The following is a 7,940-nucleotide window of genomic DNA, read 5'->3' as shown; positions in this document are numbered from 1 at the left end:
CAGAGACACGATCATCCGCGCAGCATCCCAGTCACCACCGACCAGCCCTGGACACGGCCTTCCACCTGCAGCGATGACTTTACGAGCCCCACAGGCCCGAGAACACTGCGGCCGCCATCGCAGCCCGACGTCGGCAGACCGACGATAAGCTCGCCCACGTCACGGCCGCGATCGCTCAGCTCCAACGCGAGCGGGGCCGGCTCACCGTCCGCGGCATCGCCCAGCGCGCCGCAGTCTCCGCCACGTTCCTCTATGAGAACCCCGACGCCCGCGCCCTGGTCCAGAACGCTGTCGCCGACAGCCGCAGCCGCCGCGACCGACTGATCGGTCAGCAGCACGATCAGATCGAGGCAACCTGGCGCGAGCGAGCGCTGAACGCCGAGGCCGCCCTCGGCCGCACCCAGCAGGAGATCCTGATTCAGCGCCATCGGATCGGTGAGTTGATGGGGCAGCTTCGTGACTTCGACCAGATGGTCCCCGGCGAGTCCATCCAGTCGCTCGTCACCGAGAACACCACCCTCAAGCACCGTGTCCAGCAAGTGACCCGAGAGCACCGAGCCTTGCAGGAGCGCCTCGAAGGAGCCCGCTCCAACCTACGCTTCGCCGAGAAGCGCATCGCCGATCTTGAGGTGCAACTTCTGGCGGGTCAGTCTGTCGTAGCCGAGTCACCATCGTGATCGCGCGGCTTCCGGCTTCCCGAGGGGGCCGTCGGTGGCGGACGCTGAGGACTACCCTCCGCCATCCCCGGCGATGTCAGCGATGGCTGAAAAGCCGTTGCCTCTTGGTCGCTGGCTTGGTGGGATGCAGGGATTCGACTGCGGGTGGGGACGGCTTGGCGGTGTTCGGGTGTGCGGGCTGCGGTGCGGTACTGACGGCAGTGATGTCGGAGGTGGCGCTGTCGGTCCACAAGGCGCGCTCTACGACCCAGCGGAGCTTGCCGAGTCCGGAGCCGTGGGCGACGCCGCGTCGGGCGATCATCGGCTTGATGCCGCGTTTCCACAGCAGGCGGCGATGCTTGTCGAACAACTCGTAATCAACGCAACGCCGAGCTCATGAGGTCGCGGACCTGGCTCTGCATCACCGTCAGGCTGTGCACCGTGCGGTCGGGCAAGATCGGATAGGCCTCAGGCAGCATCCTCGCGACCACGTCGCAATTCTCGAAGCCGCGCAACGCTCGCCGCAGCATGGCTGTTGACTCTTCCGTTGGGAACGCCGATGTCTCATGGGCGTCCCGCCAGAAGTGGGCAAGTCCGAACCACACCATGATGGCGTGCACATATGCCGGAACAGTCAGCGGTGTACCAGTCCATGGCGAGATCACCGGCGGAAGGGCATCGGCCTTTAGGTCGTCAATAAGTAACGGGCTCTGGCGGTCGAGCATCAGCAGCATGCAGTGGATTGACTCGTGCACCAAGGCATCGACGAAAGACGTCAGCGGGGCACTCTCCCAGGCGCGGGCAGCAAGGGCAACACGGCCGACGAACAAGCCGTGCGAACTGGAACTGAATTGCAGGGCCGGGTCTTCGCTGACCACAAGACTGAGCACACACGTCGAGACTAAGTTACGCAGTGCTGGCGAAATTTCTTCCATTCGAGCGACCGCAGTCTTAAGCCTACTCCCGACCAACCGTACGGTGTCCTCTGCTGGAGAGGGTCTGCTCTGTTCCTCACACAAGGAAGTTTCGGCATTCATTGCGAGGGCTTGCGGGCTAGCAATGTCGACAGCCCGAAGTCCAGGCACTGAGATGGGGGTTGTCAACGAACCATCCGGGTGCACGAGCGTATCGCCGAGCGCGGTCCACTTCTCACTATCGACGTGTGCCTCACCACGGCTTGCGCGCTCAGTGAGTAGAAACGTTGCCACGTCATCGGCGAAGCGCACCGGATTCTTCCAAGCAGTCGTTCGCAACCGCCGTGTTACCACCGGCGCAGTGACCACTCGCTCCACATCAAGCGGGTTTGCCACGGCAACCGCTTCAGTTAGTTGCTCGAATGATGGTCGATCGGCGGCGTGGAGGGAGGCCGTCAGCGCCGCGAATCGGTCTAGCTGATGGGAGACAAACTGGCCATGTGCTTCGGCGTATGCTTTTGGGTTGCGACCTGCGACCGCTTCCGCAAGGTCGATGTTCACAGTTTCACTTCCGAAATGATGCCTCGCCCTACCAACGCAACGTTGAGTGGTCTGATGAATTCGCTACCCATCAGGGTGAGTGCCGGATTGCCGACCATTGGCGCGCGCAGCTGCTCCAGCTGAAGCCCCAAGCGATCGAGCTGGGAGCGAGATTCTCTGGTCGCAAAACCGATCTCAAGGAGGCGGTGGTAGAGCAGAGCCACGTTACCGAAGGCGTGGAAAGCCAACACTAGCCTGTCAAGTGGTCTTGGGCGACCGACCGCTGGTGAATAGTAGAGTGCAGTGTCCTCGCCGGTGTGGATTGGACCGATCCGTAGGAGCAAGTGGTAGTACTGGTGGCTCGCTTCGTGCATCAAGTTCTCTGCTACGACGTGCGCGCCCTCCGGTAGCGACATATGCACGAGACCTGGAAAGTGCGACCGACTGCCGCTCTTGGTTCGGGTCGGCTCGGCGCGCAGCACCAGGATTTGACGAATCACCTGCTCCACCCAGCCAAGGAACGAAAGCCCGGCCGACCGCAGACACGCAATGCCGGCCTTCAGGCTCTCGTACATCTGCTCGTCAACACCTTCGGCGAAGTCTGGCTGGACTCCATCTGAATATCCTGCTGGCGCCGCGGAAGCGAGCAGTAAATCCACGCGGCCATCCTCGAAAAGATCTCCTGCGGCAACCCACCTTCCAGCGCGTCGCTTCCGTTCGACTGACGCTGTCCTAGAGCCGCTGGCTACGGTGAGTGTGGCCTGCATGCCGTCCGATGAGATGGCGAGCCTGTCACCAAAAGCCACGACCCTACCCCCAAACAACAGCGGCGCGGGACGGCTCAGTCTCGCAGACCACAAGGCAGGTGCTACCTCAGCACTTGCTAGGTGCAGACCCCACCGGACTGCGATGTCGGCCGCCGTTGTCTGAGGATCGCGCTCAGCGATCCACACATCGCCTAGCGCCGGGGACCAGGCACCCGCGAACGTTAGGGAGCCGGCGCAATGGGTTAGGAAGGTGCGCAGCTCAGGAGCCGTCTCTGCCAGTTCCGCGCCATGGTCGGCCAGAAAGGCGTTGAGCAGCCCCTCCGTGTGAGCTACGGCAACCATTTCCGCGAGGGCCGCATGAAGTCCACCTTCTGGACACGAGAACTGCTGCGCCACAGCGACTTGGGCCGCACCAACGGGTTCGCTCGCTGCAATCATCAGCCCCTCACCCAGAGCTCGGCTGGGATATCCTCGCGCATCTGGCCGTAGATTCGCTCGACCAACTTGTAAAGCACATTGCAATAAATGGACGGATTATCGAATCCGTACCCGTCGTATCGGTGCGGCAGATATCCACCGCCGCAGGCACGGAAAGCCGGGCACTTCTGACACGTTGTGCACGGTTTCTGCAAGGATGCCACATCGAAATATTGTCCTGGATCCTTGAGATCAGAAGTAGAAACATAGAACAAATCCTGCGCGTATTTCCCACCACACATGCGCACGGTGTCAGACAGTCCGATTGCACCATTTGTTTCTACTACGCAGATTCGCCGGAGGTCGCCCCCGAAGGCGTCCAGATCTGGCTGGACTCCTATGAATGCACGCATGATGATCTCGAATGTGCGGATACTTGGCGCCGCAGCACCCAGTTCGTACCAGCGCTCAAAGGCGCTGGTTAGAAACGCCAGGTAGGCCTCAGGCCCTGTCCACCCTTGCGGTAGGTTCACATAGTTGCCATCAGGCAGCAGGAAGTCGAACGCGCCGAATCCGTGCTCCAGGAACCAGTCGACCATCTCGCCACCGTTGGCCACTGGGTCGATGACGCAAAGCACGCCGGAGAAAATATTTGCGAAGCTGGGGCTTGTGACCCGCAGCCGGGCTAGGTTATCAATCACTCGCCGGGTCGTACCGCGCCCTTGGCGGTCCACTCGGTGGCGGTCTGCGAGTTCCGGTGGCCCGTCGAGACTGACGCCGATACGAACCTGCTCTTCTTCGAAGAGCACACACCATTCCTCATCAAGCAGCAAGCCATTGGTCTGCAAGTGGAATTTGAGCGTGACGTCCGGGCACTCCGCACGTAGCAGTTGGATTAGGCGGCGCATCCGTTCTTTTCCGAGGAGAAGCGGCTCACCGCCATGCAACTCCACAACGAAACGGTCGTGTGCGCTCTGCCGAACACATGTGTTGATTCGGCCTGCAAGGTCGTGCAGAACTTGCTCGCTGATGAAGCGGGGACGCTCGCGCCATACAAGATCACCGCGATTGTAGACGTAGCAGTAATCGCAATCGATGTTGCATAGCTGCGCGACCTTGAGTACCACCCAGTCGAGCGGGGGCGGGACTTGCTGTCCCGCAATACTCACTGGGGGTTATCCTTCGAGTGCACGCTGTAGTGCCGATCGTGAGTAGAAGCGTCTTCCAGCTGCACGAGAGACGTCTCGGCCTCAACGTTCTCGGTGATCTTACGGATTAGGTCGCTCTTGATGGCTGCGAGCGCTTCCGGTGTCGCACTACTCAGATCCACCTTGTATTCGAAGCTAGTGCGATTGCCGCCAGCTGGGGTCTCCTGCTCATCAGTCATGTTGCAGCCTCCTGTCGCCACTCTGTGTACCCGAATGCATACATACGGTATCAGATGTCCGGTGTGTGGCGAATTCGACGCGATCATTGGGCGTATGAGCGCCGCCTCGTGTCGCTCCTCGCCCCGCAGCCGCGCAGGCGTGACGACGGGATCCTGCACCTCCATGAGAGTGATCCGGCTACCCGACTAAGCAGACAAGACCGCGACCAAGCTCAGGCTTGGCGCCATGGCCCTGGGCCGGGGAGGCCCCGAAGGGCAGGCCGTCGCGGATTGCGGCTGCGGCCCTCGCTGGGAACCGCCAGCCTCGCCCGCTGACAGCCGAGGTCACTCTGCGGTTCACGCGTCAGTCCGACCGCGTCGCGGACGTGCACGCGACGCATCCCTACAGCTCAGAGTCGACACGGCGAAGTAGGAAGTTGGAAAAGTCATTGAGGCGTACCGGGCCTGGCGCTACCTCCTGCGGCGGTTCGGCACTCCTGCGCCCGGCCCCCGGCCCGAGCTGCGGGTGACGCCTTCCGCCAGGGAGTGGGCCGCGGTGCCCAGCTGGGAATGGCACAAGGCCGGCGTCGACCCCAAGCGCGCGGCGACGATCCTGCGCGCCGTGCGCCTCGCGCCCCGGCTCGAGGAAGCCTCCGCGATGACCAGCGCGCAGGCCTTCGAGCGCCTCATGATCGTGCCCGGCATCGGTATCTGGACCGCCGCCGAGACCCTCCAGCGCTCCAACGGCGACGCCGACGCCGTGTCCGTCGGTGATTACCACCTCGCCAACCACATCGGGCACTTCTTCACCGGACGCGCCCGCAGCAGCGACGAGCAGATGCTCGAACTCCTCTTCCCTGTCAAGTCAGCGTGTTGAGAAGCGGGCCCAGTGCAGGGCTGATTCATAGTCGTTGTGGCCAGGGGTTGTTGCTGGTCAGGGCAGCTTGAGCAGGTCGAGGGGGCCCGGGGCCGTGCTGCGACGCGCCCCGGCCCACGACCGCTCGTACGGCAATCCCCGTAGTGAGCCCGCCGACCCCTCGCCGGCGGCAGCTGCTGTCGCCGAGCTACCGAGCCAGGAACCCCTCGATCTCGCGTTTCAGGGCCGGCGGCACGTCGGCCAACTCCGAGGCAATCAGGCGGACCTCCCGGCAGAGGTCGGGGAACTCGCTCCAGACCTCCGCACTCCTGGTGAGCACGGCGGCCAGCAGGTCGCCCTCGTACATGTCGCCTTCCGCGAGCGGGGCGCCCCGGAGGACCTCAACCGCCAGGGGCAAGAGATAGGCAAGGCCCACGTCTTGCCTGATCAGCAACCGCACGTCCTCGACCGTCAGGTCGTCGATCGGCTTGCGCCGAAGCTCGCGCACGGTCGCCATCAGCCGGGTTTCGCCGCCCGGCGGGGCCGACCAGCGGTCGCGCTCAAGCTCCTCAAGGGAGCGGTCACGGTTCACGAGTCGAGTCACCGACCGATCGTCCCATGGCAGATCTCAAACGCGGTCTGAACTACGACAGTCTTCCGCTCGACGTCCCCGCGCGGCCAGCTGGCTGGCCCTGCTCTACGGCATCAGCGGCCAGCGGATCACCGAACTGACCACCCGCCACCCCACCGGCGGCACTCAGCCCACGATCCAGCTCGGCGACCACCCAGCCGGGCAGACTGCGAAGGTGTCAAAACGAGTTCCGCCCGGGTGCGGGTTCGCCAGTGACTGGGTCCAACCCGGCCTGCCATCGCATGTGTTCGAGGCGCCAGTGGACGTACCGGGGAGGGGCCCCGAAGAAGTTCGCCGAGAGGTAGAGCGGCCACGTCTCGAACTCGCGAAGGCAGAGGCGACGCAGAAACTCGACCATGCCCATGAGGTGGACTTGGAAGATCGGGTCAGACCGGCGGCAGACCACAACCGGCCAGCGGTCGGGATCACTGCCAGAGGTCAGCCAGCACATGATGTCAGGACCCGAGGTGACGCCCCAGGCCAACAGGTCCAGCGGGCTGACGTCGAGCGCCGCGCGTCCGCCCTCACGCTCCCACACGTAGCGGACGTTCGCGGTCTCCTCCGGGATGGTCCCCGGATCCGTCAACCCATCCTCCGCTGGAGCCGCCGGAAGCAGGATGCCCGCCTCACCATCGATCCCGCCCCCGCCGTAGACGGCCATGAACGCCTTGTAGTCGGCTGGCAGACGCAGCCCCAGCTCGGCCTCGACCGTCGGCCAGTCGATCCCCTCGCCACAGCCGTCCTCCGCCGACATCACCTGCATCAACGCCGCAACGTCCGGATGCTCCATCGCGCCCCTCCAAGTCGTCGAACGTCCCGATCTTCCGCCGCGGCTCACCACCGGGCGTCGCGTCCGGCGGGCAGCTGGGTCCTGCCTGCACGGGCGGAGCACGGTCAGTGGAGATCGACCTCGAACGGGTGCCGATGGTCAGCAATGCACGAGAAGATCCGCAGGTCGCCCCAGCGTCCAACCACCACGTCCGTGGCGCTGTCGCTCGCGATCGTGAACAGCAGCCGCATCTCCGCCTCGCATGCCTCACATCTGTAGGCCCACGGCTCCGTCAGGTGCCAAGTCGGCCAGCCGCCCATTTTCCATCCGGCGACCCGCGTGATCACGTCCCCGCCGTCCGGGCTCGTCTCCTTGACCAACCGTTCCAGCTTGGGCTGCAGTGTCTCGGGAAGCTCTTCGTGGTACGGGAAGTCGACGAGGTACTCGGGCTTGATGACGCATGGTTGCGGCAGGTATCCGAACTCGTAGTGGCGAAGAGGTTTCGGCGGGTTCTCAAGAACGTCGCGGAAGTCAGCTGATCTCCGCCAGCGAAGTGTCACCACAGGGCTGACATCTGCTTGGTGCGGTGGAGCATCCCAGTGCTCGTTCGGGCACCACAGGATCTGCAGGAGATCAACGCCGTCCGGCCACCACGGCCCGGGAATGTCATCAGCAAAGACCTGCGCAACCGGCACCATCGGGCAAGCGGGCGAACCGGAAGACGACTCGCCGTCCGGTGCGGAACACGCTGGCCACGGCTCGTCGGCCGGCCACAGCAGCGGACCGCCGATCGAGCTGTCGCGAACTCCGGGCGCTCCGCGCTCCGGATTCAACAGGGCCGCCTCCCGGCCATACGGGCCGAGCTCCGGCATCCGCGCGAGGATCTCCTCGACCGGAGGTCGCTGGTGTCCCATCGTCGGACCCTTCAGATCTGAGGCCGTGAACAAGCGCGCACACCGTACCGCCCACGACCGACACGGCGATCACCTGGCCCGGCCGATGCGCCAGTGCCCCCATCAAGGCG

The 7,940-nt window shown here is 64.0% G+C and carries 8 protein-coding genes and 2 pseudogenes; 2 read left to right on the top strand and 8 right to left on the bottom strand.

Annotated elements, in window-relative coordinates:
* Window positions 1-116 precede the first annotated feature (116 nt).
* Window positions 117-677, top strand: coding sequence for a DUF6262 family protein (locus ACH4J0_RS39115; RefSeq protein ID WP_396245959.1), 561 nt, complete (start codon window positions 117-119; stop codon window positions 675-677).
* A 235-nt stretch (window positions 678-912) separates the two neighbouring features.
* On the opposite strand, the pseudogene ACH4J0_RS39110 reads toward ACH4J0_RS39115, so the two are convergent.
* The 5 genes and pseudogenes from ACH4J0_RS39110 to ACH4J0_RS39090 all read right to left on the bottom strand — a co-directional run.
* Window positions 913-1,020: pseudogene (locus ACH4J0_RS39110) on the bottom strand (IS5/IS1182 family transposase); the annotation flags it as partial.
* A 13-nt stretch (window positions 1,021-1,033) separates the two neighbouring features.
* Window positions 1,034-2,131 carry an aKG-HExxH-type peptide beta-hydroxylase gene (locus tag ACH4J0_RS39105; protein ID WP_396245957.1) on the bottom strand — a complete coding sequence of 366 codons (1,098 nt, stop codon included), beginning with the start codon at window positions 2,129-2,131 and terminating at the stop codon, window positions 1,034-1,036.
* The gene (locus ACH4J0_RS39100) at window positions 2,128-2,769 is read right to left on the bottom strand and encodes an aKG-HExxH-type peptide beta-hydroxylase (RefSeq protein ID WP_396245956.1); all 642 of its coding nucleotides are present in this window, start codon (window positions 2,767-2,769) and stop codon (window positions 2,128-2,130) included. The genes ACH4J0_RS39105 and ACH4J0_RS39100 overlap by 4 nt, the downstream gene beginning before the upstream one ends.
* A gap of 545 nt (window positions 2,770-3,314) precedes the next feature.
* A complete protein-coding gene (locus tag ACH4J0_RS39095; protein WP_396245955.1) occupies window positions 3,315-4,463 on the bottom strand; it encodes a radical SAM protein in 1,149 nt (382 codons plus the stop codon).
* The gene (locus tag ACH4J0_RS39090) at window positions 4,460-4,681 is read right to left on the bottom strand and encodes a hypothetical protein (RefSeq protein WP_396245954.1); all 222 of its coding nucleotides are present in this window, start codon (window positions 4,679-4,681) and stop codon (window positions 4,460-4,462) included. Before ACH4J0_RS39090 ends, ACH4J0_RS39095 begins: the two co-directional genes overlap by 4 nt.
* 430 nt (window positions 4,682-5,111) lie before the next feature.
* Here ACH4J0_RS39090 and ACH4J0_RS39085 point away from each other — a divergent pair.
* A pseudogene (locus ACH4J0_RS39085) lies at window positions 5,112-5,519 on the top strand (DNA-3-methyladenine glycosylase family protein); the annotation flags it as partial.
* 205 nt (window positions 5,520-5,724) lie between these two features.
* On the opposite strand, the gene ACH4J0_RS39080 reads toward ACH4J0_RS39085, so the two are convergent.
* The 3 genes from ACH4J0_RS39080 to ACH4J0_RS39070 form a co-directional block, all read right to left on the bottom strand.
* On the bottom strand, window positions 5,725-6,108 hold the full coding sequence (locus tag ACH4J0_RS39080) for a contact-dependent growth inhibition system immunity protein (protein WP_396245953.1): 384 nt from the start codon (window positions 6,106-6,108) through the stop codon (window positions 5,725-5,727).
* A 217-nt stretch (window positions 6,109-6,325) separates the two neighbouring features.
* Window positions 6,326-6,937: an SMI1/KNR4 family protein gene (locus ACH4J0_RS39075; RefSeq protein WP_396245952.1), complete on the bottom strand. Its 612-nt coding sequence runs from the start codon at window positions 6,935-6,937 to the stop codon at window positions 6,326-6,328.
* A 104-nt stretch (window positions 6,938-7,041) separates the two neighbouring features.
* The gene (locus tag ACH4J0_RS39070; RefSeq protein ID WP_396245951.1) at window positions 7,042-7,788 is read right to left on the bottom strand and encodes a hypothetical protein; all 747 of its coding nucleotides are present in this window, start codon (window positions 7,786-7,788) and stop codon (window positions 7,042-7,044) included.
* Window positions 7,789-7,940: the final 152 nt, after the last annotated feature.

Source organism: Kitasatospora sp. NPDC017646 (assembly GCF_044329365.1).
Classification (GTDB): domain Bacteria; phylum Actinomycetota; class Actinomycetes; order Streptomycetales; family Streptomycetaceae; genus Kitasatospora.
Note: the sequence above shows the minus strand (reverse complement) of the source record. Positions and strands in the feature narration are given on the sequence as shown.